General features: G+C 71.1%; 27 protein-coding genes. 16 read left to right on the forward strand and 11 right to left on the reverse strand.

Translation table 11 applies throughout. From position 1 onward, the window contains the following. Nucleotides 1-3 precede the first annotated feature (3 nt). A complete protein-coding gene (locus ACQSSQ_RS11975; RefSeq protein ID WP_431327306.1) occupies nt 4-723 on the reverse strand; it encodes a succinate dehydrogenase cytochrome b subunit in 720 nt (239 codons plus the stop codon). A gap of 87 nt (nt 724-810) precedes the next feature. Here ACQSSQ_RS11975 and ACQSSQ_RS11980 point away from each other — a divergent pair, with 87 nt between their 5' ends. Beyond that, on the forward strand, nt 811-1,752 hold the full coding sequence (locus ACQSSQ_RS11980; protein ID WP_431327307.1) for a LysR family transcriptional regulator: 942 nt from the start codon (nt 811-813) through the stop codon (nt 1,750-1,752). Nucleotides 1,753-1,754: 2 nt separating this feature from the next. On the opposite strand, the gene ACQSSQ_RS11985 is transcribed toward ACQSSQ_RS11980, so the two are convergent. The 5 genes from ACQSSQ_RS11985 to ACQSSQ_RS12005 are packed head-to-tail and all read right to left on the reverse strand — an operon-like array spanning nt 1,755 to nt 6,729. Further along, nucleotides 1,755-2,714, reverse strand: coding sequence for a serine/threonine dehydratase (locus tag ACQSSQ_RS11985; RefSeq protein ID WP_431327308.1), 960 nt, complete (start codon nt 2,712-2,714; stop codon nt 1,755-1,757). Then, nucleotides 2,711-3,799, reverse strand: coding sequence for a YihY/virulence factor BrkB family protein (locus ACQSSQ_RS11990; RefSeq protein ID WP_431327309.1), 1,089 nt, complete (start codon nt 3,797-3,799; stop codon nt 2,711-2,713). The genes ACQSSQ_RS11985 and ACQSSQ_RS11990 overlap by 4 nt, the downstream gene beginning before the upstream one ends. Before the next feature lie 28 nt (nt 3,800-3,827). Continuing rightward, the gene (locus ACQSSQ_RS11995) at nt 3,828-4,340 is read right to left on the reverse strand and encodes a 2'-5' RNA ligase family protein (RefSeq protein ID WP_431327310.1); all 513 of its coding nucleotides are present in this window, start codon (nt 4,338-4,340) and stop codon (nt 3,828-3,830) included. Nucleotides 4,341-4,397: 57 nt separating this feature from the next. Continuing rightward, entirely contained in the window at nt 4,398-5,417 is a 1,020-nt protein-coding gene (gene trpS, locus ACQSSQ_RS12000; protein WP_431327311.1) for a tryptophan--tRNA ligase, read from the reverse strand. After that, nucleotides 5,410-6,729, reverse strand: coding sequence for a hemolysin family protein (locus ACQSSQ_RS12005; protein ID WP_431327312.1), 1,320 nt, complete (start codon nt 6,727-6,729; stop codon nt 5,410-5,412). The genes trpS and ACQSSQ_RS12005 overlap by 8 nt, the downstream gene beginning before the upstream one ends. 41 nt (nt 6,730-6,770) lie before the next feature. Here ACQSSQ_RS12005 and galK point away from each other — a divergent pair, with 41 nt between their 5' ends. From galK to ACQSSQ_RS12060, 11 genes are all read left to right on the forward strand, one after another. Further along, on the forward strand, nt 6,771-7,889 hold the full coding sequence (gene galK / locus ACQSSQ_RS12010) for a galactokinase (RefSeq protein ID WP_431327313.1): 1,119 nt from the start codon (nt 6,771-6,773) through the stop codon (nt 7,887-7,889). 55 nt (nt 7,890-7,944) lie between these two features. After that, a complete protein-coding gene (locus ACQSSQ_RS12015) occupies nt 7,945-8,799 on the forward strand; it encodes a prephenate dehydratase (protein WP_431327994.1) in 855 nt (284 codons plus the stop codon). A gap of 338 nt (nt 8,800-9,137) precedes the next feature. After that, entirely contained in the window at nt 9,138-9,521 is a 384-nt protein-coding gene (trxA, locus tag ACQSSQ_RS12020; RefSeq protein WP_431327314.1) for a thioredoxin, read from the forward strand. Between the two features lie 218 nt (nt 9,522-9,739). Next, complete coding sequence (locus ACQSSQ_RS12025) at nt 9,740-10,309, forward strand: PadR family transcriptional regulator (RefSeq protein WP_431327315.1); 570 nt, start codon at nt 9,740-9,742, stop codon at nt 10,307-10,309. Next, a complete protein-coding gene (locus tag ACQSSQ_RS12030) occupies nt 10,291-11,799 on the forward strand; it encodes a DHA2 family efflux MFS transporter permease subunit (RefSeq protein WP_431327316.1) in 1,509 nt (502 codons plus the stop codon). The genes ACQSSQ_RS12025 and ACQSSQ_RS12030 overlap by 19 nt, the downstream gene beginning before the upstream one ends. A gap of 21 nt (nt 11,800-11,820) precedes the next feature. Further along, nucleotides 11,821-12,684 carry a formyltetrahydrofolate deformylase gene (purU, locus tag ACQSSQ_RS12035; protein ID WP_431327317.1) on the forward strand — a complete coding sequence of 288 codons (864 nt, stop codon included), beginning with the start codon at nt 11,821-11,823 and terminating at the stop codon, nt 12,682-12,684. 58 nt (nt 12,685-12,742) lie between these two features. Next, nucleotides 12,743-13,618, forward strand: coding sequence for a COG1470 family protein (locus tag ACQSSQ_RS12040; protein ID WP_431327318.1), 876 nt, complete (start codon nt 12,743-12,745; stop codon nt 13,616-13,618). A 191-nt stretch (nt 13,619-13,809) separates the two neighbouring features. Next, nucleotides 13,810-14,835, forward strand: coding sequence for a sulfate ABC transporter substrate-binding protein (locus tag ACQSSQ_RS12045; protein WP_431327319.1), 1,026 nt, complete (start codon nt 13,810-13,812; stop codon nt 14,833-14,835). Next, nucleotides 14,832-15,680: a sulfate ABC transporter permease subunit CysT gene (cysT, locus tag ACQSSQ_RS12050; protein WP_431327320.1), complete on the forward strand. Its 849-nt coding sequence runs from the start codon at nt 14,832-14,834 to the stop codon at nt 15,678-15,680. The genes ACQSSQ_RS12045 and cysT overlap by 4 nt, the downstream gene beginning before the upstream one ends. Then, nucleotides 15,677-16,561 carry a sulfate ABC transporter permease gene (locus tag ACQSSQ_RS12055; protein ID WP_431327321.1) on the forward strand — a complete coding sequence of 295 codons (885 nt, stop codon included), beginning with the start codon at nt 15,677-15,679 and terminating at the stop codon, nt 16,559-16,561. The genes cysT and ACQSSQ_RS12055 overlap by 4 nt, the downstream gene beginning before the upstream one ends. Further along, nucleotides 16,558-17,532, forward strand: a complete 975-nt coding sequence (locus ACQSSQ_RS12060; protein WP_431327322.1) for a sulfate/molybdate ABC transporter ATP-binding protein — start codon at nt 16,558-16,560, stop codon at nt 17,530-17,532. The genes ACQSSQ_RS12055 and ACQSSQ_RS12060 overlap by 4 nt, the downstream gene beginning before the upstream one ends. A gap of 51 nt (nt 17,533-17,583) precedes the next feature. Here ACQSSQ_RS12060 and ACQSSQ_RS12065 read toward each other — a convergent pair whose 3' ends face one another. Beyond that, a complete protein-coding gene (locus ACQSSQ_RS12065; protein WP_431327323.1) occupies nt 17,584-18,834 on the reverse strand; it encodes an MFS transporter in 1,251 nt (416 codons plus the stop codon). Between the two features lie 252 nt (nt 18,835-19,086). On the opposite strand from ACQSSQ_RS12065, the gene ACQSSQ_RS12070 reads away from it, so the two are divergent. From ACQSSQ_RS12070 to ACQSSQ_RS12080, 3 genes are all read left to right on the forward strand, one after another. Continuing rightward, on the forward strand, nt 19,087-19,758 hold the full coding sequence (locus ACQSSQ_RS12070; protein WP_431327324.1) for a metal-dependent transcriptional regulator: 672 nt from the start codon (nt 19,087-19,089) through the stop codon (nt 19,756-19,758). Between the two features lie 147 nt (nt 19,759-19,905). Further along, nucleotides 19,906-20,661, forward strand: coding sequence for an aquaporin Z (aqpZ, locus tag ACQSSQ_RS12075; RefSeq protein ID WP_431327325.1), 756 nt, complete (start codon nt 19,906-19,908; stop codon nt 20,659-20,661). Between the two features lie 116 nt (nt 20,662-20,777). Then, a complete protein-coding gene (locus ACQSSQ_RS12080) occupies nt 20,778-21,767 on the forward strand; it encodes a malate dehydrogenase (RefSeq protein ID WP_431327326.1) in 990 nt (329 codons plus the stop codon). A gap of 97 nt (nt 21,768-21,864) precedes the next feature. On the opposite strand, the gene ACQSSQ_RS12085 is transcribed toward ACQSSQ_RS12080, so the two are convergent. The 3 genes from ACQSSQ_RS12085 to ACQSSQ_RS12095 are packed head-to-tail and all read right to left on the reverse strand — an operon-like array spanning nt 21,865 to nt 23,452. Further along, the gene (locus ACQSSQ_RS12085; RefSeq protein WP_431327327.1) at nt 21,865-22,266 is read right to left on the reverse strand and encodes a phage holin family protein; all 402 of its coding nucleotides are present in this window, start codon (nt 22,264-22,266) and stop codon (nt 21,865-21,867) included. A gap of 44 nt (nt 22,267-22,310) precedes the next feature. Next, nucleotides 22,311-22,595, reverse strand: coding sequence for a DUF3017 domain-containing protein (locus tag ACQSSQ_RS12090; protein WP_431327328.1), 285 nt, complete (start codon nt 22,593-22,595; stop codon nt 22,311-22,313). After that, on the reverse strand, nt 22,592-23,452 hold the full coding sequence (locus ACQSSQ_RS12095; RefSeq protein WP_431327329.1) for a bifunctional methylenetetrahydrofolate dehydrogenase/methenyltetrahydrofolate cyclohydrolase: 861 nt from the start codon (nt 23,450-23,452) through the stop codon (nt 22,592-22,594). Before ACQSSQ_RS12095 ends, ACQSSQ_RS12090 begins: the two co-directional genes overlap by 4 nt. Before the next feature lie 31 nt (nt 23,453-23,483). Here ACQSSQ_RS12095 and ACQSSQ_RS12100 point away from each other — a divergent pair, with 31 nt between their 5' ends. Beyond that, nucleotides 23,484-24,023, forward strand: coding sequence for a YbaK/EbsC family protein (locus tag ACQSSQ_RS12100; RefSeq protein ID WP_431327330.1), 540 nt, complete (start codon nt 23,484-23,486; stop codon nt 24,021-24,023). A gap of 77 nt (nt 24,024-24,100) precedes the next feature. On the opposite strand, the gene ACQSSQ_RS12105 is transcribed toward ACQSSQ_RS12100, so the two are convergent. Beyond that, the gene (locus ACQSSQ_RS12105; protein WP_431327331.1) at nt 24,101-25,003 is read right to left on the reverse strand and encodes a hypothetical protein; all 903 of its coding nucleotides are present in this window, start codon (nt 25,001-25,003) and stop codon (nt 24,101-24,103) included. Nucleotides 25,004-25,107 lie beyond the last annotated feature (104 nt).

Consider the following 25,107-nt stretch of genomic DNA (forward strand, 5'->3'; position numbering starts at 1 on the left):
GGGTCAGCCCACCCATCCGAAGAGAATGGCGAACGGCGGGATCAGGAACCCGATGGTGATGATTCCCGAGACCGCGTACGCGAGGACGTTGAGGTTGCGGCGCGCCTTGGCGCTGGTGTTGGCACCGAGGGTCATGCCCGCGGCCCAGACACCGTGACGCAGGTGGAAGCCCACCGCGAGCAGCGCGATCGTGTAGACGAGCACCATGTACCACTCGCTGAACGTGTTGATGACCCGCTCGTACGGGCTCGGCGAGGCGCCGCCCGGGGCGATGTCGTTCGTCGTCAGGTTCAGCAGGTGGAAGATGATGAAGAGGAAGATGATGACGCCGCCCCACCGCAGGGTGAACGAGGCGTACGAGCGCTGGAAGCCGCGCTTGTTCTGCTTCGACTTGTAGCGCGGGCCGGAGCCGACGCGGGTCGCCTTCCGGTCGCGGATCGTGAGCACCACCGCCGAGTAGATGTGGGCGAGGATCGCGGCGAGGAGCACCACGCGGATGATCCAGAGCGCCCCCTCGTACGGGAGGATCGGCTCCCCCAGCGTCCTCAGGTGGTGCGAGTACTCGTCGAAGGCGACCTGGCCGCTGAAGACCTTGAGGTTGCCGTACATGTGAACCAGGAGGTACAGCACCATGAGGAGGCCGCTGACCGCCATGAGCGCTTTGAGCGCGACCGTGGAGCGCCGTGCGCCCACCCGCTGCTTGGTGATCTCAGTTGTCGCCACCCGATCACGATAGGCCGCGACCTCGCGAGTGCGCCAAGTCATACTGAGGCTCACTTTCATAGCCAATGGCTATGGAACACTGGAGGGGTGCAGATCCATCAGCTCGGATACTTCGTCGCCGTGGCGCGGACGCGGCACTTCACGCAGGCCGCCGAGGAGTGCGGCGTCTCCCAGCCCAGCCTCTCCAAGCAGATCCGCGTGCTGGAGAACTCGCTCGGCACCGCGCTGTTCGAGCGGGAGCGCGGGGCCGTACGCCTCACCCCCGCCGGCGAGGCGCTGCTCCCCCATGCCCAGGAGATCCTCATCGAGATGGACGAGGGTCTGCGGGCGGTCCGGGAGGTGACCGGGCTCCAGCGCGGACGCGTCCGGGTCGGCGCGACGCCGTCGATGTGGGACGGCCTGATGGCCGACGCGCTGATCGCCTTCCGCTCGGCGTACCCGGGCATCGAGCTCGAGGTGACCGAAGGCGGGTCCCGCACCCTGACCCGCGCGCTCGGGCGGGGCGACCTCGACCTCGCGCTCGTGATCGTGCCGCTGCGCAGCGACGACCCGGACCTGGTGGCGACGCCGCTGCTGCGCGAGCGGCTCGTCGTCGCGGGCCCGGCCGACGGTACGGGGTCCGGCGACGGCCCCCTCGCCGACGGAGCGATCAGGGTGCGAGACCTCGAGGGCGTACCCCTGGTGATGTTCCGCGAGGGGTACGACCTGCGGGACACGACGATGAGCGCCTGCCTCGACGCCGGGTTCGAACCGACGCTGGCGATCGAGGGCGGCGAGATGAACGCGGTCCTGCGGTTCGTCGAGGCCGGGCTGGGGTACGCGGTGGTCCCGAGCATGGTCCTGGCGTCGCGCCCCTCCCTGCGCGCGACCCCGATCGGCGAGCCCGAGCTGACCCGGACGATCGCGCTCGCCCACCGGCGTACGGAGGCTCTGCCGCTGGCGTCCCGCGCGTTCCGCGACCTGCTGGTGGACCACCTGCACGGTCTCGCGGCCGAAGACCTCGGCGTGGACGTCGACCTGGTCGGCTGACGTCAGCCCGACACCGGGCGGACGACGTCCTCCGGGATCGTCGGATGGTTGGCGCCGGAGATCACGACGACGACGGTCTCGCCGTCGCGCACGTCGACCTTGCCCGCGACCAGCGCCGCCAGCGCGGTGACGCCGCCCGGCTCGGCCAGCACCCGGCACTCGTCCCACAGGAGGCGCCGCGCCGCGAGGATCTGGTCGTCGCTGACCAGCAGCGGCGACGCCTCGAGCTCGCGCGCCACGGCGAACGCGTGCTCGCCGATCACGGCTGCGCCGAGCGAGTCCGCGGCGACGCCCGACACCTCGACCTCCACGCGCTCGCCCGCGTCCAGCGCCGACGCCAGCGACGGGCAGCGCTCGGGCTCGACCGGCACGACGGGAACCTGGTCGCGCAGCGCGAGAGCAGTGCCGCTGTAGAGCCCGCCTCCGCCGCAGGGGACGAGGACACGCCGGGCGTACGGCGCCTGGTCGCCGATCTCGATCCCGACCCCCGCAGCGCCCGCGACGATCGTGCCGGCGTCGTAGGCGTGCACCGGCACGACCGCACGCCCCTGCGCCCACTCCTGCGAGGCCTCGTACGCCGCGGCGTAGTAGCCGTCGACCACGTGCGCCGTCGCGCCGTACTGCTCGATGCGCCGCACCTTCTCCACCGGAGACGTCGCGGGGACGAAGACGTCGGCCTCGATCCCCGCGATGCCGCATGCCCACGCCACGGCCGCACCGTGGTTGCCGCCGGACGCGGCCACGGCGCCGGTGGTCCCGTCGGGCATCGACAGGACGGTGTTGAGCGCGCCGCGTGCCTTGAACGAGCCGGTGTGCTGGAGGAGCTCCAGCTTGAGAAGCACACGGCCGGCGACACCGAGGTCACCGCCGGCGACCTCCACGACGGGGGTGCGCCGCACCATCGGCCGTACCCGTGCGTACGCCGCCTCGATCTGCTCGCGCCCGGGCAGCCGTACCGTCACGTCCTGCTCCTCCCCTTGTCGTGCCGTACCCAGGCCCACGCTGCCACGGCCAGCCCGCCGATCACCAGGAGGGTGCGCGAGGTGGCCACCGCCTCGTCCCGCTCGGTCTGGACCTCCGGCAGCAGCGAGCGCCCGGCCGGACTGACGCTGCCGCCGATCGACGGGACGAGGTGAGGGACGACGACCGTGCCGCGGTTGCGGGCCTCGCGCGACGTCAGCGCCCAGGAGGCGCCGTAGATCGTCAGCTGCGCGAAGTAGTAGATCCAGACCAGCAGCGTGACCGACAGCGCGAGGGACGCCAACGCACCGCCCGCGGCCGCGCCCAGGATGAAGGAGGCGAGCTGCTTGATCGCCTCGAAGCCGACCGCCGCGAGCAGCGCACCCTGCCAGAGCGCACGGTCCGGCACGTCGGTGTGCGGGAGGAGCTTGTAGAGCGCGAAGAACAGCAGGGTGCTCGACGCCACGCCGAGCGCGACGCTCAGCACGCCGACGGCGATCGAGACGGGGAGGCTCTCCACCCCGATCTCACCGAGGAGGTCTCCGGCGTACTGGGTGACAATGCCGGAGATGCCGACCGAGAGCAGCAGGATGAGTCCGACCAGGACGAGCGTCGCGAGGTCGCGCAGCTTGCCGGGGACGAACCCGTACGAGCGCGTGGTCGGCACGTCGAACGCCGCCTCGAGCGACGTCCGCAGGTTCGAGACGAACCCGAGGCCCGTGTAGAGCACACCGAGGAAACCGATGATCCCGGCGATGTTGCGGGTGGCCGCGATCTGGTCGAACGAGATCTGACCGGGAGGCGGCGGGTCCTCGGTGGTCACGATGCCGGGAAGGATCTGGTCGATCGCCGTCTCGAGCGCGTCCTCGGCGCCCGGGAAGTACTCCGCGATGTAGCCGACCACGAAGAAGGCCAGCGCGAGGATCGGGAAGACCGACAGGAACCCGAAGTAGGTGATGCCGCCCGACAGGATGCTGCCGCGGACGACCCCGAAGTGCTGCACGGTGCGGACCACGTGGTCCACGAAGGGACGACGGCGACGCAGCCGCGCGAACCACTCCTTGCCCCGCGCGATCAGCCTTCCCAACGACGCTCCCCCGTCCGCGCGTTGCGCACTAGCCCAGCTCGAACTCCCGGTACGGGACCCAGCCCGCCTCGTCATCGTGCCGGTAGACCGCGAACGCCCGCACCTCGAACTCGCAGGCGAAGTCGGAGAGGACCTCGTACGCCCGGTCGAGCGCCTCGTCGCTCAGGTGGTGCGCGACCGTCACGTGCGGGTGGTACGGGAACTCGAGCTCGCCCTCGTCGAGCAGCCCGTCGCGCACGTGCTTGGCGAGCTGCTCGGTGCTCGAGATCCCCTCGCTCACCGCGATGAACACCACCGGCGACACCGGGCGGAAGGTGCCCGTGCCGCGCAGCCGCATCACGAACGGCTCGATGTTGGTCGCGTCCACCGCAAGCTTGGCGTAGACGGTCTCCAACGCGTGGTCGGGGACGTCCATCGGCGGGAGCAGCGTCACGTGCGACGGGATCAGCGCCGCCTGGGTGTCGCCGAAGTCCGCGCGATGCTCGCGCAGCTCGCTTCCCCAGGGTTCGGGGACGGGGATGGCGACGCCGATCGTGGGCATGGCGCCCACCCTAGCGCCAGCGCGCCCCCGTCGGTCGACGCGCGAGGAGAACGAGACTCAGCGGGCGCGGACGAAGCCCACGCGGTCGTAGACGTCGCCGAGAGTCTTCGACGCGACCTCGCGGGCGCGCTGTGCTCCGTCGCGCAGGATCGCGTCGAGCTCCGCCTTGTCGGAGAGCAGCGCGTCGGTCCTCTCGCGCAGCGGCGCGACGAAGTCGGCGACGATCTCGCCGAGGTCGACCTTGAACGCGCCGTAGCCCTGTCCCCCGGCGTACTGCGCGACGATGTCGTCGACCGTGCGGCCGGTGAGCGCGGAGTAGATCGAGAGCAGGTTGGACACACCGGGCTTCTCCGCGGCGTCGAAGCGCACCTCGGTCCCGGAGTCGGTGACGGCCGACCGGATCTTCTTCGCGGCGGCCTTCGGCTCCTCGAGGATCTCGAGGATGCCCTTCGGGGAGGACGCCGACTTGCTCATCTTGATGGTCGGGTCCTGCAGGTCGAGGATCTTCGCGGTGTCGGCGACGATGAACGGCTCGGGCACCGTGAACGTGTCGCCGTAGCGGCTGTTGAAGCGCTGCGCGAGGTCGCGCGTCAGCTCCAGGTGCTGGCGCTGGTCCTCCCCGACCGGCACCCCGTCCGCCTGGTAGAGCAGCACGTCGGCCGCCATCAGGATCGGGTAGGTGAAGAGACCGACGGAGGCCTGCTCGACGCCGCCCTTGGCCGACTTGTCCTTGAACTGGGTCATGCGGCGCGCCTCACCGAAGCCGGTGAGGCAGTTCAGGACCCAGGCCAGCTCCGCGTGCTCGGGGACGTGGCTCTGCACGAACAGCGTGCTGCGCTGCGGGTCGAGGCCGAGCGCGATGAGCTGCGCGGCGGCGCGGTAGGTCCGGTCGTGGACGACCGCGGGCTCCACGTCGACCGTGATCGCGTGCATGTCCGGGATGAAGTAGAACGCGTCGTAGCCGTCCTGCAGCGCCACCCAGTGCCGCAGTGCCCCGAGGTAGTTGCCGATGTGGAACGAGGCCGCGGTCGGCTGGATCCCGGAGAGGACACGGCGGGCGGAGGTGGCGTCAGGCATGCTCCGATTCTGCCAGCCCGGTCGAGCGGGTTTCGTCGGGCTCCGGCTCGACCCGCAGCCGCGAGGCCCTCCGCCCGTCCATCGCGGTCACGGTCAGGCGGTGCGCGTCGATGCGTACCGACGACCCGACCTCCGGGATCCGGCCCAGCCGCGCCACGACGTAGCCGGCGACGGTCTCGAACGGGCCCTCGGGCAGCTCGATGCCGGTCTCGTCCGCGAACGCGTCCCGGTTGAGCAGCCCGTCGACCTCGATCGCGCCCCCGAGGAGGCGGGTGGTCTCGGCGTCGACCGTGTCGTACTCGTCGCGGATGTCGCCGACGAGCTCCTCGACGAGGTCCTCGAGCGTGACGATGCCGTCGGTGCCGCCGTACTCGTCGAGCACGATCGCGAGGTGGATCTTGGCCCGGCGCATGTCGGTCATCGCCGCGAGTACGGCACGCGTGCCGGGGATCATCACGACCTCGCGCACGAGCTCGCCGACGCGTACGGAGCGGTCGTGCATGCCGGGGTCGAACAGGTCGCGGACGTGGACGAAGCCCTCGATCTCGTCGGCGGTCCCCCGGATCACGGGATAGCGGGAGTGCGGCTTCTCGCGGGCGAGCTGGACGGCCTTGTAGACCGGCAGCGAGGCGTCCATGAAGTCCACCTCGGTGCGCGGCAGCATCACCTCGCGCACCTGGAGGTCGCCGGCGGCGAAGACGTCCTCCACGATGCTGCGCTCCTCGTCGGAGAGCCCCTGGGTCGTCTGGACCAGGCCGCGCAGCTCGACGTCGGTGATCTCCTCGCGCGCCGCGGAGGGGTCGCCGCCCAGCATCCGCACGACGAAGTTGGTCGACACCGACAGCAGCCAGATCACCGGTGTCGCGAAGCGGGCGATCGCGTCGACTCCCGGAGCAAGCGCGAGCGAGAACGTCACGGCGTGCTGCATCGCGAGCCGCTTGGCGGTGAGCTCGGAGAAGACGATCGACAGGTACGAGATGACGACCGTGATGAGGATCAGGGCGACGACGGAGGCGACGCCGGACGACATGCCGAGGTCCTCGAGGACGGGGCTGAGGTCGTTCGCGAGGGTCGCGCCGCCGAACGCCGCGGACAGGAAGCCCGACAGCGTGACGCCGATCTGCACCGCGGACAGGAAGCGGTTGGGGTCCGAGGCCAGCCGCGCGACCGTCGCCCCGCGCTTGCCGCGGGTCGCGATCTCGGGGAGCTGGGAGTCGCGCAGCGAGACCAGAGCCATCTCCGCCGCGGCGAACACGCCGCCGAGCAGGATGAACACCAGCACGAGGGCGACGTTCCACAGGGTCTCGTCCACCCTGCCAGCGTAGCCAGACGGCATGCGGAAGGATGGCTCGCATGACCGCAGCGCAGCCCGTCCCCGACGGTGAGATCGGCGTCTGGGCGGCTCCCGGGCGGGTCAACCTCATCGGCGAGCACCTCGACTACGTCGGCGGCCCCGTCCTCCCGATCGCCATCGACCTGCAGACCACGGTGAAGGCGCGCCGCCGTACCGACGGGCGGGTCCGCGTGTGGTCGTCGATCACGGACCGGTCGGTCGAGTTCGGCGCCGACACCGTCCCGGGGGACGTCGAGGGGTGGGGCCGGTACGCCGCGGGGCCGGTGTGGGCGCTCGCGCAGTCGGGCCGTACGACCGGGGGCGCGGACCTCGTGATCTCCTCCGACGTGCCCCTGGGCGCGGGGCTGTCGAGCTCGGCGGCGATCGAGTGCGGTGTCGCGGTGGCGCTCGCGGGCCTCGAGGGGTGGGAGGTCGACCCGGTCGAGATGGCGCTGCTGTGCCAGCGGGCCGAGAACGACTACGCCGGTGCGCCCACGGGGTCGATGGACCAGCTCGCCTCGATGTGCGGGGAGAAGGGGCACGCGCTGCTGATCGAGACCGCCGCGACCCCGCCGACCGTGAAGCCGGTGCCGGCGCACTGGGTCGAGGACGGCTACGCGCTGGTGGTCGTCGACACGCGGGCGAAGCACAGCCTGGCGACCAGCGAGTACGGCGCGCGGCGGGCGCAGACCGAGGAGCTCGCGACGCTGCTCGGCCTCGAGGTCCTCGCGAAGGCGCCGCCGGACGCCGTCCTGAAGGTCGACGACCCCGAGCTCAAGGCGCGGCTGCGGCACGTCATCACCGAGACGCAGCGGGTGCGCTCCGCCGTACGCGCCCTGGCGGCACGTGACTGGCCGCAGCTCGGCCAGTTGATGACGGCGTCGCACGCGTCGTTGCGCGACGACTACGCGGTGAGCGCGCCGGAGCTCGACCTGACCGTCGAGACGGCGCTGGAGCACGGTGCGCTCGGGGCGCGGATGACCGGCGGCGGCTTCGGCGGCAGCGCGATCGCTCTCGTCGAGGCCGAGCGGGTCGACGCCCTGACCGCGGCGGTCGCGGCCGCGTTCGCGCGCGTCGAGTTCAAGGAGCCGCGCACGTTCGTCGTCGACCCCGCCGACGGCGCCCGCCGCGTCTCCTGACGGCCCGCCCTCGCCGTACGCGCAAGCACCCGGTGCGATGATGGGCGCCGTGAGCCTGGACCTCGATCTCCCCCGCCGCATCGCCTACCAGGGCGAGCCCGGCGCGAACTCGCACATCGCGTGCGCCGACGCCTACCCCGACTGGGAGCCGCTGGCCTGCGCGTCGTTCGAGGACGCCTTCGCCGCGGTCACCGACGGGCGGGCGGGGCTCGCGATGATCCCGATCGACAACACGCTCGCCGGACGCGTCGCGGACATCCACCACTTCCTCCCGACGTCGGGGCTGCACATCGTCGGCGAGTACTTCCTGCCGATCCACTTCGACCTGCTCGCCGTCCCCGGCGCGACGATCGAGACGATCCGCGAGGTCCACAGCCACGTCCACGCGCTCGGCCAGTGCCGCAGGATCATCCGCGAGCACGGTCTCACCCCGGTGATCGCGGGCGACACCGCGGGAGCCGCACGCGAGGTCGCCGAGTGGGGCGACCCGACGAAGGCGGCGCTCGCGACGCCGCTCGCGGCCCAGACGTACGGCCTCGAGACCCTGGCGACCACTGTCGAGGACGAGGACCACAACACGACCCGCTTCGTCGTGCTCTCGCGCCACCCCGAGGTCCCGCCGCCGGGCGAGTGGCCGACGGTGACGACGTTCGTCTTCAACGTGCGCAACATCCCCGCCGCGCTCTACAAGGCGCTCGGCGGGTTCGCGACCAACGGGATCAACATGACCAAGCTCGAGAGCTACATGGTCGGCGGCACGTTCGCGGCGACGATGTTCCTCGCCGAGGTCGACGGGCACCCCGAGGAGCCGGCGCTCGCCCGCGCGCTGGAGGAGCTGACGTTCTTCTCGACCGAGGTGCAGGTCATGGGCGTGTATCCGGCCCACCCTCACCGCTTCGCGGACGCGTAGCCTCCCTCGCCCGGACGTCTTCTCGGCGCCGGCCGCGGCAACCCGGGCACGGATCGCAGGTGGACGGCGTACGAGGCTCCGCTTCTTTCGCGCCGAGCGCCGTGCGCTTATTGACCTCGACTGGGGTACCCCGGGAAAGCCCCACTCACCCGACCGTGCACGGTCGGGTCGGACGAGGCTGGCTCGGGTACCCGAGCGGAGGCGGGTCGCCTCCCGACGCCTGAGCCCGGCGGTCCGTACGCTGGCGGGAACCGAGCGATCCGGCGGGGAATCCCCCGGCGAGCCGCGGCGTTACACACGGCAGAACCCCAGACGTACCCGATCGAAATGGACGTGACATGGCAACCACTGCCCTGACCGCCGATACCTTCATGGACACCATCTCCGGCGACGGCATCGTGCTGGTGGACTTCTGGGCCTCCTGGTGCGGCCCGTGCCGCCAGTTCGCTCCCGTCTTCGAGGCCGCCGCCGAGAAGAACGAGGACATCAGCTTCACCAAGGTGGACACCGAGGCCGAGCAGGACCTCGCCGGTGCCCTCCAGATCACCTCGATCCCGACGCTGATGGCCTTCCGTGACGGCATCCTCCTCTTCAACCAGCCGGGCGCCCTGCCCGCGCAGGCGCTCGACCAGGTGATCGACGCCGTGCGCGAGGTCGACATGGACGAGGTCCGCGCCCAGGTCGCCGAGCAGCAGGCCCAGGAGGGCTCCGCGCAGGCCTGACCGAGGCACCGGTGCCGTTTCGGCACCGTCGACAGCCCCTTCGCCGACACGGCGGAGGGGCTGTCGTGCGTCCGCCCGAGGACGTGCCGTCAGAACGTGCAGTTGCGACCAGAGGGTGGTCGTAACAGCACGTCTTGCGGGTGGCGATGGTTGCGCACTGCACCCTCGGAGCGGTATATTCCACGCGGAATAATCAGTGCGGAACAAGGGGGTCGACCATGGCGTCGTCGCTGACCCCGCTGGGCCTCGCCGCGATCGCGCTCCTCGTCGAGCGCCCGATGCACCCGTACGAGATGTACCAGCTGCTCCTCGAGCGCCGTGACGACTGGCTCGTCAAGGTCCGCGCCGGGTCGCTCTACCACACGGTCGAGCGACTCCACCGCGACGGACTCGTCACTGTCGTCGGCACCGACCGAGCGGGCAACCGGCCCGAGCGCACGACGTACGCGATGACGCCCGAGGGTCGTACGGCGCTGCGGGAGACCGTCACCGAGATGCTGCGCGTGCCGGTCAACGAGTACCCCCGGTTCCCGCTCGCCCTCAGCGAGGCGCACAACCTCCCGCTCGACACCGTCCTCGAGCTGCTGACCGAACGCCGCGACGCCCTCGCCGCCGAGGTCGCCGCGCTCGACACCGTCGTCTCGACGGCCAAAGAACGCCACGTCCACGAGGCGTACTGGTTCGTCGCCGACTACCTCCGCACCCGCCAGGCCTCCGAGCTCGCCTGGATCGACGCCCTGCTCGAACGCCTCCGCACGAAGGACCTCCCGTGGCCTCACCTGCCGTGACCGACACTCCCACCCGCTCCCCGTGGCCCGCCCTGTGGGCGCTGGTCATCGGGTTCTTCATGATCCTCGTCGACTCGACGATCGTCTCGGTCGCGACGCCGTCGATCATGGAGAGCTTCGACGCCGACGTCGCGTCGGTCGTCTGGGTCACCTCCGCCTATCTGCTCGCGTACGCGGTGCCGCTCCTCATCACGGGCCGCCTCGGTGACCGCGTCGGCCCGAAGCGGCTCTACCTCGCCGGTCTGGTGCTCTTCACAGCCGCGTCGCTGTGGTGCGGCCTGACCGGGACCATCGAGCAGCTCATCGTCGCCCGGGTCTTCCAAGGCCTCGGCGCGTCGATGATGACGCCGCAGACGATGGCCGTCATCACCCGTACCTTCCCGGCCGACAAGCGCGGCCGCGCGATGAGCCTGTGGGGTGCCGTCGCCGGCGTCGCGATGCTGGTCGGCCCGGTCCTCGGCGGCGTGCTGGTCGACACCCTCGGGTGGGAGTGGATCTTCTTCGTCAACGTCCCCGTCGGCGTCGTGGGATTCGTGCTCGCCGTGCGGCTCGTGCCCGACCTGCCCACCCTGTCGCACCGGTTCGACATCCTCGGCGTCGTGCTGAGCGCGGTCGGCATGTTCCTCCTGGTCTACGGGATCCAGGAGGGCGAGACGTACGACTGGGGCACCATCACCGGGTTCGTGACGGTGTGGGGGCTCATCGGCGCGGGTGTGCTGGTCCTCGTCGCGTTCGTCGTCTGGCAGGCCGTCAACCGCGCCGAGCCGCTGGTCCCGCTGAGCCTCTTCAAGGACCGCAACTTCTCGCTGTCGAACCTCGCGATCAGCACGATCGGCTTCGGCATCACCGCGATGGCGTTCCCGCTGATGCTGTGGGCCCAGAGCGTACGCGACTGGTCGCCGACGCAGTCCGGCCTGCTCCTGCTCCCCATGGCCGTGATCGCCGCCGGCCTGGCGCCGTGGGTCGGCGGTCTCGCCGACCGGATGCACCCCCGGATCCTCGCCGGGACCGGCCTCGCGGCCTTCATCGGCGCGCTGGTCTGGCTCGCGGTCGTGCTCGCCCCCGACGCCCCCGTCTGGCAGGTGCTGCTGCCCATCGCGCTGCTCGGCGTCGCGAACGGCTTCATGTGGGCACCGATCGCGTCCACGGCGACCCGCAACCTGCCGATGAGCAGTGCCGGTGCGGGCGCCGGGGTCTACAACACGACGCGGCAGGTCGGAGGCGTGCTCGGCAGCGCGGCGATCGCAGCTCTCATGGAGGCGCGCCTGACCGCCGAGCTGCACCTGAGCGGCGGCGCGTCTGCCGGCGCCGCGGGTGCTGTCCCGGACGCGGCGCGCGACGGGTTCAGCACCGCCATGGCCCAGTCGCTGCTGCTTCCTGCCGCGGTGCTGGTGGTCGGGCTCGTCGCCGTGCTGCTCTACCAGGCGCCGCGGCACCTCGCGACCCGCCCGGCGGCCGCGGAGCCGACGGTGGACGTCTCGGCCGGGTAGCCGCGCCGTACTCTTGCGGGCATGTCCAGCGCCTCCTCCACGTACGTCCTGACCCTCACCTGCCCCGACCGCCCGGGTCTGGTGCACGCGATCTCGTCGTGGATCGTCGACCGCGGAGGCAACATCCTCGACGCGCAGCAGTTCACCGACGCCACGGGCGGGCGGTTCTTCCTGCGCGTGCACTTCGAGAGCGTCGGAGAGCCGTACGAGGTGGAGGCGCTGCGGAGCGACTTCGCCCCGGTGGCCGAGCGGCACACGATGACCTGGGGCCTGGTCGTGGCCGAGGCGCCGTGCCGGACGCTGGTGATGGTCTCGAAGGAGGGACACTGCCTCAACGACCTGCTGTTCCGGCAGAGCATCGGGGCGCTCAACATCGAGATCGGGGCCGTCGTCTCGAACCACACCGCGCTCGAGCGGCTCGCCCGGTCGTACGACGTGCCGTTCCACCACGTGCCCGTCACGGCAGACACCAAGGGTGCGGCGGAGGAGCGGATGTTCGCCCTCGTCGAGGAGCTCGACATCGACCTGGTGGTCCTGGCTCGCTACATGCAGATCCTTTCCGACGACGCGTGCCGCCGGCTGGAGGGCCGCGCGATCAACATCCACCACAGCTTCCTGCCGAGCTTCAAGGGCGCCCGCCCGTACCACCAGGCCCACGCGCGGGGCGTCAAGCTGATCGGTGCGACGGCGCACTACGTGACGGCCGACCTCGACGAGGGGCCGATCATCGAGCAGGACGTCACGCGGGTCGGTCACCAGCAGGACCCGTCCGCGCTGGTCCAGGCGGGTCGGGACGTGGAGACGCGGGTGCTCTCGCGCGCGGTCGGACTCCACGCCGAGCAGCGGGTCCTGCTCAACGGGACCCGTACGGTCGTCTTCCCCTGACCTTCCGCCGGCCAAAATTCAGCGGTCCGTGACACCGCGACATGCTTACGGTGCCACGATGAGCTTCCGTCGACTTCTCGCCGCCCTGGCCTCGGCAGTGCTCCTCGTCGCCGCTCCCGGGGTCGAGGCAGCCAACGCCTCCGCCGCCCCGACGACCGCCGTACCGGCGGCACGGACCGCCGTTCCCGCAGTCCGCACACCGGTGGTCGCCGTCAGCGAGCGCAGCGCACGAGCGCGCCCGCGACCGCGCGTGACCGTCCGTGACCGCGACCGTCACCTCGTGCCCGGGCACTGGGCGACCATCAAGGTGAAGGTCCGCAACGCGAGCCGGGCCACGGCACGCGGCGTGCGCGTACGGGTGGGGAAACGAAGCGGTCTCACGTTCCGCAAGCGCGCGCTGCGCGTGGGCGCGCTCCGGCCTGGAACGAGCCGAACGGTGCTCGTCCGTGTGCGTCTCGACGTCACCGCGTCGCGGACGCTCACCCTCTCCGCGAAGGCCCGCGCCGCGCGCACGCGCACCGCGCAGGTCCGGATCGCACCCCGCGCCACGACCTGGAAGGGCACCCTTGAGGGCGGCGAGCCGATCAGCTTCACCGTGAGCGCCGACGGGCGGACGCTGCGCAACTTCACGGTCCTCCGAGCGCCGGGCGTGTGCGCGAACTGGTGGGACGGCGGCACGCAGCGCCCGGCGCGACTGGACACCGTCGTGATTCCCGAGGCTGCGATCGGCGCAGACGGCGTGGCGAAGGCGTACGTCGACCTCCCCGACGACGAGCCGGACTACGACCGCAGGGCGCACGTCCGGGCGCTGTTCCGCGGCGGCTCGGCCGCCTCCGCGCTCTTCTCCTACAGCGAGGAGTACGCCGATCCGGACCACTTCGACTACTGCCGGACCGAGCCCCACCAGATTCCCTGGACGGCCACCCGGCAGTAGGGCCCGCTGTACCGGCATCCTGGTCCGCGATCCGTCGCGCACCAGGATGCCGTCGTCTCGGGCTCCTCCAGCCGCGCCCACATCGTGAGAATCCTCGCCAGCGGGGATTTCTCTCGCTATAGTCCAGTAATCCACTCGGGATTAGTAACTCACTCACAACAGCGCACAAGCGCCCCTGCGAAAGGCACGACATGTTCACTCGTAAGCGGACCACCCGCTTGATCGCCGCGACCACCGCGCTCGCCGCCGCGCTGGGGCTGTCGGCGTGCGGTGGGGCCGACGCCGACAGCTCGAGCACGACGCTGTCGCTGGTCGGGTTCGCGGTCCCGAAGGCCGGCAACAACGCCGCGCAGAAGGAGTTCGCGAAGACCGACGAGGGCAAGGGCGTCACGTGGAAGGAGTCGTACGGCGCGTCCGGCGACCAGAGCCGCGCCGTCGCCGGCGGCCTCAAGGCCGACTACGTCCACTTCTCGATCAGCCCCGACGTCACCCGTCTCGTCGACGCCGGCCTCGTCGCCGACACCTGGGACGACGGCGAGCACAAGGGCATCGTGACCGACTCCGTCGTGGTCCTGGTCGTCCGCGAGGGCAACCCCAAGAACATCCAGACCTGGGACGACCTGGTGAAGCCGGGCGTCTCGATCGTCACGCCCAACCCGGGCTCCTCGGGTGCCGCCCGCTGGAACATCCTCGCCGGCTGGCAGCAGGCCGCCGACGACGGCGGGGATGCCGCCGGCACCGAGTACCTGACGAAGTTCTTCAACAACGTGGCCGCACTCCCGGGCTCGGGCCGTGACGCCACCGCCGCCTTCCAGGCCGGCACGGGCGACGTCCTGATCTCGTACGAGAACGAGGCGATCCTGGCCCGCCAGCAGGGCGAGAAGTTCGAGTACGTCGTCCCGGACGAGACCCTGCTCATCGAGAACCCGGGCGCCGTCCTGGAGGACGCCGACCCGAAGGCGCAGGACTTCCTCGACTTCGTCCTCAGCGACGAGGGCCAGGAGCAGTACGTGTCGAAGGGCTTCCGCCCGATCAGCGACAGCGTGGAGGTCGGCACCGTCGAGGGCGCCAACGACCCCGAGAACCCGTTCCCGACGCCGGCGAAGCTCTTCACCATCGACGGTGACCTCGGCGGCTGGGAGGCCATCAACAAGAAGTTCTTCGACGAGAACAACGGCATCGTGACCAAGATCCAGCAGGAGACGGGCAAGTCGTGACGGCTCCCGCTCTCGAGCGGGCTCGGCGCCGGGGTGGTCCCCGGCGCCGGGCCCGCGCGGCCACGGCGCTGACCCCCGCCGCGGGGGTCGGGCTGGGCGTCGCGCTGATCTGGTTCAGCATCCTCGTGCTGCTGCCCCTGTCGGCCGTCGTCCTCACCACGACGGAGGGTGGCTGGGACACGTTCGTCGAGACGATCCGCCAGCCGCAGACGTGGGCTGCGATCCAGCTCACCGTCGGCGAGGCGATCCTCGTGACGCTGACGAACGTCGTCTTCGGCACCCTCATCGCCTGGGTCCTCGTCCGCGACCGGTTCTGGGGCAAGGGGATCCTCGAGGTCATCATCGACATCCCGTTCGCGCTCCCGACCATCGTGGCCGGGCTCGTGCTCCTCAGCCTGTACGGGCCCAACAGCCCGATCGGCGTGGACGTCGCCAACACCCGCATCGCCGTCTACCTGGCGCTGCTGTTCGTGACCACGCCGTTCGTGGTCCGGACGGTCCAGCCGGTCCTGCTCGAGCTCGACGCAGAGACCGAGCAGGCCGCAGCCTCGCTCGGCGCCAGCAAGTTCACGACGTTCCGCCGGATCATCCTCCCGGCGCTGACCCCGGCGATCACTGCCGGCGCGGCGCTCTCCTTCGCACGGGCGATCAGCGAGTACGGCTCGCTCGTGCTGCTGTCGGGCAACCTGCCGATGCGCACGGAGGTCACGTCGGTCCGGATCCTCACCTACATCGAGAACGGCAACATGGCGGCCGCCGCCTCCGTCGCGTCGCTGCTTCTCCTGGTCGCCCTGATCGCGATCGTGGTGCTGGACGTCATCGCGCGAAGGGTGGCACGCCGATGAGCGACAACCGTCTCGTCCGCTACACCCTGCGCTCGATCGTGCTCGTCTACCTGGCGATGCTCATCGTGTGGCCGGTGTTCCTGGTCGCCAAGAACGCGTTCGCCGACGGACTCGGCACGTTCGTCGACGCCCTGACCGAGCCGACGACCGCGTACGCGTTCCAGCTGACGCTGATCGTGGCCGCGTGGGCCGTCGTCATCAACACCGTGTTCGGCGTCCTCATCTCGATCCTGCTGGTCCGCTACACCTTCCCGGGGCGCCGGCTCCTGTCGGCGTTCATCGACCTGCCGCTGTCGGTGTCGCCGGTGGTCGTGGGTCTCGCGCTGCTGCTCGCCTACGGGGGCAACAGCGGCTGGTTCGGGCCGGCCTTGGAGGACGCGGGCCTGCAGGTCATCTACGCGACCCCGGGCATCATCATGGCGACGGCCTTCGTGTCGCTGCCGCTGGTGATCCGCGAGGTCGTCCCGGTGCTCACCGAGATCGGGACGGAGCAGGAGCAGGCCGCCCGCAGCCTCGGGGCAAACGCGTGGCAGACCTTCCGCCGCATCACGCTCCCCGCGATGCGGTGGGCGCTGGTGTACGGGGTCGTGCTCAGCCTCGCCCGCTCCCTCGGCGAGTTCGGCGCGGTCAAGATCGTGTCCGGCAACGTCGTCGGCCAGACCCAGACGGCCACGCTCGTGGTCGAGGAGAAGTACCAGAACTTCGAGCAGACCGCCGCGTACGCGTCGTCGTTCGTCCTGGCCGCGGCCGCCGTCCTGGCCCTGGTCGTCGTCACGCTCCTCCGGCCCGGCCACACCGCCTCCAGCGAAGCCGCGGCAGCGCAGCTCGCCACACCCCTGCCCACCGAGACGGACCGCGCAGGCGAAAGGAACCCAGCATGAGCATCGAGATCGCAGGGGTCAGCCGTCGCTTCGGCGACTTCGTGGCCCTCGAGGACATCAACCTGTCGGTCCCCACCGGGCAGCTCACCGCCCTCCTCGGGCCGAGCGGCGGCGGCAAGTCGACGCTGCTGCGGATCATCGCCGGTCTCGAGAACGCCGACACCGGCACCGTCGAGATCGAGGGCAACGACGCCACCCGGCTCCCGGCCCGCAAGCGCAACGTCGGCTTCGTCTTCCAGCACTACGCCGCGTTCAAGCACATGACGGTCGCGCGCAACGTGGCGTTCGGCCTGGAGATCCGCAAGCAGTCCAAGGAGCAGGTCGCCGAGCGGGTGCGCGCGATGCTCGAGCTCGTGCACCTCGAGCAGTTCGCCGACCGCTATCCGGCTCAGCTGTCCGGTGGTCAGCGCCAGCGCATGGCGCTCGCCCGTGCGCTCGCGATCGAGCCGAGCGTGCTGCTGCTCGACGAGCCGTTCGGCGCCCTGGACGCCAAGGTCCGCAAGGAGCTGCGCGACTGGCTGCGGCGCCTCCACGACGAGGTGCACGTGACCACCGTGTTCGTGACCCACGACCAGGAGGAGGCCCTGGAGGTCGCCGACCAGATCGTGGTGATCAACCAGGGCCGGATCGAGCAGATCGGGACGCCGGACGAGCTCTACGACCAGCCCTCGTCGGACTTCGTGCTGTCGTTCCTCGGTCCGGTCACGTCGCTCGGTGGCCGCCTCGTGCGCCCGCACGACATCGAGGTCTCCACGACTTCCGTCCCGGACGCCGTACCGGGCACGGTGTCGCGTTGGACCCGGATCGGGTACGAGGTGCGGCTCGAGGTCATGCCCACCGGCGGCGGTGATCCGGTCCTCGTCCAGCTCACGCGCAACGAGGCCCTGCACCGCGGCATCGCGGAGGGCGTGACGGTCTGGCTCAGCGAGTCAGCACCCGTCAACGGGGCCCACGCCCCCGTGCCTGCCTGACGCCTGGCATCCGCCCGCCCGTCGCCGGTCCGGGGACGGGCGGGCGGTGTGTCAGTGCGCGAGCGAGAGCGAGAGCCGCTCGCCGCGGTAGAGCCACGCCGACACGACGAGGATCGCCAGGCCGGCGAGCGACAGGCCGACCCCGACCCACGCGGTCGACAGGTAGCCGAGCCCGGCGGCGATCGCGGCGCCACCGAGCCACGCGCCCAGTGCGTTCGCCGCGTTGAGCGCGGAGTGGTTGAGCGCGGCACCGAGCATCTTCGCGCTGCCCGAGACCTGCATGAGACGCATCTGGAGCAGCAGACCGAGAGCCGCCGCGGCCGTCGACAGAAGGAAGACGCCGACCAGCAGCAGGATGCCGTGCTGAGCGGTGTAGGCGAACAGCGCGAGGAGCAGCGCCATCGACACCAGCACGGCGCAGAGCCACGCGAACAGCGCGTGGTCGGCGAGGCGGCCGCCGAGCTCGGTGCCGAGGATCGAGCCCACTCCGTACACGAGCAGCACCCACGGGACGAAGCCGGCGTCGAGGCGGGTGACGTCGGTCGTGATCGGGGCGATGTAGCTGTAGACCGCGAAGAGGCCGCCGAACCCGACGGCACCCACGCCGGCGGTCAGCAGGACCTGGGGCTGGCGCAGGGCGCGCAGCTCGCGCCGTACGGTCGCCGAGGTGTCGCGCTGCTGCTGCGGGACGAAGGCACCGATGAACCCCATCGTGACGACGGCGAGGCCGACCACCACCCAGTAGGCGGAGCGCCAGCCGAGGTGCTGACCGAGGAACGTGCTCGCCGGGACGCCGATCAGGTTCGCGGCGGCCAGGCCGAGCATCACCGACGCCACCGCCCGGCCGCGCCGTTGCGGCGAGACCATCGAGGCCGCGATGAGCGAGGCGACGCCGAAGTACGCGCCGTGGGGCAGCCCCGCCAGGAACCGCGCCGCGAGCAGCGTCTCGTACGACGGTGCGACCGCGGTCAGGAGGTTGCCGAGCGCGAGGGCGGCGACGAGCCCGATCGCGAGCGCGTGCTTGGGCAGCCGTGCGGTGAGCGACACGATGACGGGAGCGCCGACCACCACGCCGACCGCGTACGCCGAGATGACGTGCCCGGCGCTCGGGATCGAGATCCCGACGCCGTCGGCGATCTCGGGCAGCAGACCCATGGTCACGTACTCGGTGGTCCCGATGGCGAAGCCGCCCAGCGCCAGCGCGAGGAGCGCGAGGACGAGGTTGTGGGGACGCCCGTCGTGCCGCTCGCGGAGGACGCGCGGCGTGCGGGTACGACGGGGTGCGGGGGTGGTGAGCTGCATCCCTTCCACAATAAGTTGGAGAGGAAAACAATTCCCGTGGTTCCAGGGTGAAGTCGCTCACCCGCTCGCGGCTACCCCTGCCAGGCAGACAGCACCGCGACCACCATGACGAACGCCGCGACGAACGCCGCGGTGCGCAGCACGCCGGTCACGCCACGGCGTACGGTTTCCGGTGCCATGACGGCATCGTACGCCATGGCGAAGCAAGAAGTTCGGTACGCCGAAATCTCCCCCGCCGCTACGCTGATCGGCGTGACCGTGTCCGACCTCTCCCCCGCCCACCAGGACTACCTGAAGGCCATCTGGGCGATGACGGAGTGGGACACGGAGCCCGTCACCTCCAAGGCCCTCGGCGCCAAGCTCGGCCAGCCCGCGTCGACGGTGTCCGAGACCGTGCGCCGCCTCACCGACCGAGGCCTCCTGCGCCACGCGCCGTACGGGACGATCGCGCTGAGCGACGCGGGTCGTGCCGCCGCCGTGCAGATGGTCCGTCGCCACCGGCTGCTGGAGACGTTCCTCGTCGACTACCTCGGCTACGCGTGGGACGAGGTGCACGACGAGGCGGAGGTGCTCGAGCACGCGGTGTCGGACCACTTCGTCGAGCGCCTCGACGACCGGCTCGGCCGTCCCACGCGCGACCCGCACGGCGACCCGATCCCCTCGCGGGACGGCTCCGTCCCCGGCCTGGAGGCCGTGCGGCTGAGCGAGGCGCACGAGCCCGCGGCGTACACCGTCGCCCGCGTCTCCGACGCCGATCCCGACCTCCTGCGCCACCTCACCGATCTCGGCGTCCTCCTCGACGCTCCCCTGACGCTGCTGGAGCGCCACGACTTCGCCGGCACCCTGGCGCTGGAGATCGCCGGGTCGTCGACCGACCTGGGCCTGCGGGCCGCGGCCGCGATCTGGGTGCTGCCGGCCGATTGAGCCGCGGCGCCGACGTACCGAGCGGCCGAGTCGGACATTCTCATCGTCCCGAGACATATCGGGCGTGTCGCGCGCGGGCGCGGCCCCGGGCGAGCACAATGCGAGACGACGGCCCGTCAGGGGACGGCCGCGAACGTAGGGGGAATGATGACGCCCGATCTACGGTCTCGACTCGGCGCCGAGGTGCTCGGCTCGTTCTGGCTCGTGCTGGGCGGCTGTGGCGCCGCCGTCCTCGGGGCGATCTTCGTCAACCCCGAGGCAGGCAACCTGGGTATCGGGCACCTCGGTGTCGCGTTCGCGTTCGGTCTCACCGTGCTGACCGGCGCGTACGCCCTCGGCCACATCTCGGGCGCGCACTTCAACCCGGCGGTCACCGTGGGACTCGCGGTGGCCAAGCGGTTCCCGTGGCGGGACGTGCTCCCCTACGCCGTGGCCCAGATCGTCGGCGCGAGCATCGCAGGGGCCGTGCTCCTGGTCATCGCCAACGGCGTGGACGGCTTCTCGGCGGTCGACAGCGGCTTCGCGACCAACGGCTACGACGACCGGTCACCCGGCGGGTACGCCCTGTGGGCCTGCTTCGTGTGCGAGGTCGTGATGACGGCGATGTTCCTCTACATCATCATGGGCGTGACCTCGAAGCGTGCACCCGTCGGGTTCGCCCCGCTCGGGATCGGCCTCGGGCTCACCCTGATCCACCTCATCTCGATCCCGGTCACCAACACCTCGGTCAACCCGGCCCGGTCGCTCGGCGTGGCGTGGTTCGCCGGGGCGGACGCACTCGCGCAGGTGTGGCTCTTCTTCGTCGCCCCGCTGATCGGGGCGGCCATCGCCGGCGCGACGTTCGTCTTCATCACCGGCGTCGACCGCTCCGACGTTGACATCGTCGGCGACACCACCGCCTGACCGACCTCCCGACCACCGCCAGCCGGGTCCGCACCCCTCAAACCGGGGTGGGGACCCGGCTTGCTAGCGTCATGTGCACGTACGTGTCGTACGCCCTGCACTTCCAAGGAGATGTCGTGAGCGCAACACCCGTGAAGGTCGCCGTGACCGGCGCCGCCGGTCAGATCGGCTACAGCCTGCTCTTCCGGATCGCCGCCGGCGATCTGCTCGGCCCGGACACCCCGGTCCAGCTCCGTCTGCTCGAGATCACGCCCGCGCTCAAGGCGCTCGAGGGTGTCGTCATGGAGCTCGACGACTGCGCGTTCCCGCTGCTCGACTCGGTCGAGATCGGCGACGACGCCAACACGATCTTCGACGGTGCCAACCTCGCGCTCCTCGTCGGCGCACGTCCCCGGACCAAGGGCATGGAGCGCGGCGACCTCCTCGAGGCCAACGGCGCGATCTTCACCGCGCAGGGCAAGGCGCTCAACGACCACGCGGCCGACGACATCCGCATCGGCGTGACCGGCAACCCGGCCAACACCAACGCGCTCATCGCCAAGAGCAACGCGCCCGACATCCCGGCCGAGCGGTTCTCCGCGCTCACGCGTCTCGACCACAACCGCGCGATCTCGCAGCTGGCCGCCAAGACCGGCGCCAGGGTCAGCGACATCACCAAGCTGACGATCTGGGGCAACCACTCCGCGACGCAGTACCCCGACATCTTCCACGCCGAGATCGGCGGCCGTAACGCCGCCGAGGTCGTCGGCGACCAGGCCTGGATCGAGAACGACTTCATCCCGACCGTCGCCAAGCGCGGCGCCGCGATCATCGAGGCACGTGGCGCGTCGTCGGCCGCCTCGGCCGCGTCGGCCACGATCGACGCCGCCCGTGACTGGCTGCGCGGCTCCGCCGACGGCGACTGGGTGTCGATGGCCGTCTCGTCCGACGGCTCCTACGGCGTGCCCGAGGGCCTCATCTCGTCGTTCCCCGTCGTCACCAAGGACGGCGACTGGGAGATCGTCCAGGGCCTCGAGATCGACGACTTCTCGCGCGCGAAGATCGACGCCTCGGTCGCCGAGCTCGCCGAGGAGCGCGACGCCGTCACCAAGCTCGGCCTGATCTGAGCCACTGACGCACGACAGGACCCGTCGTCCCGCCGCCCATCGGGCCGGGACGTCGGGTCCTTCTCGTCTGGTCCTTCCCATCGGACCCGCGTCGGCGTCAGGCCGCGCGCCGACGGCCCTGCTCGTCGCCGAGGCGGCGCTTGAGGAAGATCATCGGCAGGAAGAACGCCGCCACCGCGGTCACGAGCCACACGATCAGCGAGGCGAGCACCCAGGTCGCGACGCCGGAGATCGAGAGCCCGTCGGTGAAGACGTTGGCGATGATCAGCGCGACGAGCGTGGAGACCAGCCCGATCCCGCCGAGGAACGCCGGCGCGTTGCGCGCCGCGACCTTCATGATGAACGGCGACAGGATCACCTGGGCCAGGGTGAACACGACGACGGCGGTGACGAATCCGCTCGCCTCGACGTTCATGTCGTCCAGCAGCCACGTCGCGACGAGGATCCCGACGGCGCTCGACCCGAGGGCGATGGCAGCGTTGATCAGCAGGCGGATCATGGCCGCAGCCTAGCGACGTACGACCCCCTGCGCTGCGTTCGTGCTCAGCCGCCGATTCCGCGGGGGACGGCGAACGCGAGAGTCACCAGCGCGGCACCGAGGAGCAGCATCCACCCGGTGTCGAAGACCCTCCCGCGCACGCGCAGCAGACCGGCTCGGGTCTCGGGGAGGACGGCGCGGACGGCGGCTCCCACCACGAGCGCCCCACCGAGCAGGATGATGCCCTGACGCCACGCGCCGAAGGCGACGAGGACCAGGCCGACGACGAGGGCACCGACCAGCGCCACGTACATCTGCGTCCCGGCGACGAAGCCCTCCGGACGCGTCATGCCAGGCCGGCTGCGCGTTCGGCGGCCTCCACGACGTTCTGCAGGAGCATCGCGCGCGTCATCGGGCCGACGCCGCCGGGGTTGGGCGAGACCCACCCGGCCACCTCGGCGACACCGGCGTCGACGTCGCCGGCGATCTTGCCGTCGGCGTCGCGGCTCACTCCCACGTCGAGCACGGCGGCGCCGGGCTTGACCATGTCGGCGGTGACGATCGACGGGACGCCGGCGGCGGCCACGACGATGTCGGCGCGGCGCACCTCGGCCGCGAGGTCGCGCGTGCCCGTGTGGCAGAGCGTGACGGTGGCGTTCTCGGAGCGGCGGGTCAGGAGCAGCCCGAGCGGGCGGCCGACCGTGACGCCGCGCCCGACCACGACGACGTGCGCGCCCGCGATCTCGACGCCGCCCCAGCGGAGCAGCTCGACGATGCCGCGCGGGGTGCACGGCAGCGGCGCGGGCTCGTTGAGGACGAGCCACCCGAGGTTGGTCGGCTGCAGACCGTCGGCGTCCTTCGCCGGGTCGATGCTGCCGATGACGGCGTTCTCGTCGATGCCCTTCGGCAGCGGCAGCTGCACGATGTAGCCCGTGCACGCGGGGTCCGCGTTGAGCGTCGCCACGGCCTCGAGGACCTCGGCCTGCGTCGCGGTGGCGGGGAGGTCGACACGGATCGACTCGATGCCGACCTGCGCGCAGTCACGGTGCTTGCCTGCGACGTAGATCTGGCTCCCCGGGTCGTCGCCGACGAGCAGCGTCCCGAGCCCCGGGCGTACGCCCCGCTCGGCGAGTGCGGCGACGCGCTCGGTGAGGTCGGCCTTGATCGCGGCGGCGGCCGCCTTGCCGTCGAGAATCTGTGCGCTCACTCCGAGAAGTCTGCCATGCGAGGATTCGACGGTGACCCCTCGCCTCGGAACCCTCGACCTCGTCCCCGCCCTCGACCGGCCCGACCTCCTCGCCGAACCCGTCGCCGCCGCGCTGGCCGCCCTCGGATCCGGCGCCGAGACCGCCTGGGTGTGCGAGATCGATCCCGGGCTCGCCGACACGGCCGCGTTCTCCGCGGCGTACGAGGTCCCGCTCGAGGCGTCGGCGAACTGCGTCGTCGTGCTCGGCAAGCGCGCCGGTGAGGAGCGTGCGGCGGCGTGCGTCGTGCGCGCCGACACCCGGGCCGACGTCAACGGCGCAGTACGGCGCCGGCTCGACGTGCGCAAGCTGTCGTTCGCGCCGATGGACTGGGCGACGGGGACCAGCGCGATGGAGTACGGCGGCATCACGCCCGTCGGCGCCCCGAAGGACTGGCCCCTCCTCGTCGACGAGCGGGCCGCCGCGATCGAGTGGGCGCTGATCGGGTCCGGCGTGCGCCGCTCGAAGCTGGTCGTCCCCGGGACGCTGCTCGCGGCGCTCCCGGGGGCCGAGGTCGGTCCGTACGCGCTCTGACGCAGGACCCGACATCACGTCCCGACGTTGTCGCCACATGGTGACAAGAACGTCGGGACGTGATGTCGGGTCGTTGGTCAGGGCCGCCAGCCGGCGCTTGCGAAGAGACGGCGGAGCTGGTCCGCGACGACAGCGTGCTCATGGCGGACCGCGTACGAGCTGAAGATGAGCAGCTTCGGACCGCCGATGACGATCTCGTTGGCGCGCAGCAGGTCCGCGTCCCACTGCAGCACGCGCATGTGCGGGATCCCGTGGATCTCGACGGCGACGTCGTACTCGTCCCAGGTGACGTCGAGGTAGAACCTGCCGTCCTTGCGGCGGACCGGGCGTTGCCGCGTCGGCTCCGGCAGACGCAACGAGCAACGGAGACCGTCGAAGTCACGCTCCGGCAACGACTGGATCCCGCCGGCGGCGTCGAGGTAGGACTCGATGATCAGTGCGCGGTGCCGGCAGGTCCCGCGGCGTGGGAGAGTCTCGCGCAGCTCGCGCGTCCGGATCAGTCCCTGCTGTGCACTGGCCAGGATGATCGCACGCGCTCGACGCGGCGCGTCCGACCAGCTTGCGGCGTCGATCGCGCTCCGTGCGGTGCGCGTCCGCGGTGGCGTGCGGAGCGGATGGACGTCACGCTCATCGAGGTAGACGCTGGAGTGCACGACGAGCCCGTCAAGCTCGGGCCGACGTGCGTGGTCGGGAACGACCGCGTACGTCGCGTTCGGAGGGAATCCGCTCAGCCCATCCTTCTCGAGCGCGCTCAACCCGCCCAGCACCGTGCCCGGTGGACAGGCCAACAGGTGCGCCCACTCGCGCTGCGCGTCGGTCAGCGGGCCGTTGTGGGTGACGACGACACCGCGGTACGGCTGTTGCCATCGCTCGCCACGGACGTTCGAACGGAAGAGCCGCTCACCGAAGACGGCCAGTGCCTGCGCGGTGGTGAGCACACCGCACTGCGTCTCCAGGAGCAGCGTCGCGTCGTCCAGCATCCGCAGATCCTGCCGTGGTCCGCCCGACTCCGCTGAAGCCCCTGTGGAAACCCAGGACCCGACAAAAGGACCCGACGTTCCAGCCAGATTCTGGCTGGAACGTC

Origin of the sequence: Mumia spirodelae (assembly GCF_050632745.1) — a bacterium.
Classification (GTDB): Bacteria; Actinomycetota; Actinomycetes; order Propionibacteriales; family Nocardioidaceae; genus Mumia.